This window comes from Corynebacterium sp. UMB4614 (assembly GCF_030217065.1).
In the GTDB taxonomy this organism is placed as follows: Bacteria; Actinomycetota; Actinomycetes; order Mycobacteriales; family Mycobacteriaceae; genus Corynebacterium.
This window is the reverse complement of sequence record NZ_JASONC010000056.1, coordinates 1-580: the sequence shown is the minus strand read 5'-3', so window position 1 is coordinate 580 and position 580 is coordinate 1. Positions and strand designations below refer to the sequence as shown.

The window sequence follows — 580 nt, the reverse complement described above, 5'->3', positions numbered from 1 at the left end:
AGGCGCAGGAGGCGCGCACCGCGCTGGCACCGTTCGCGGAGCTGGAGCGCGCGCCGGAGCACGTGCACACCTACCGCATCACCCCGCTGGCGCTGTGGAACGCCCGCGCGGCAGGGCACGACGCGGAGCAGATCATGGACGTGCTGGAAACCTACTCGCGGTTCCCCGCCCCGCAGCCGCTGCTCATCGACATTGCCGACACGATGGATCGCTACGGGCGGCTGAAGCTCATCAAGCACCCAGCGCACGGGCTCGTGCTAGAGACGACGGACAGGGCTGTGCTGACGGAGATCCGGCGTCACAAAAAGATCAAGCCCATGTTGGGCGCAGAGATCGACGAGGACTCGATCGTTGTGCACCCTTCCGAGCGCGGCAGGCTCAAGCAGGAACTGCTGAAGGTCGGCTGGCCCGCAGAGGACCTGGCGGGATACGTCGACGGCGAGGCACACCCCATCGAGCTGTCGCAGGAACACGAAGAATGGCAGCTGCGCGACTACCAGGAGATGGCGGCCGATAGCTTCTGGGAAGGCGGCTCGGGCGTGGTAGTGCTGCCATGTGGTGCGGGCAAGACGATGGTCGG

The 580-nt window shown here is 66.6% G+C and carries 1 protein-coding gene; it reads left to right on the top strand.

What is annotated here, in order from left to right; translation table 11 throughout:
• Positions 1-580, top strand: a 580-nt coding sequence (locus QP413_RS09870) for a helicase-associated domain-containing protein (protein WP_284781596.1), incomplete at both ends; no start/stop codon positions are given.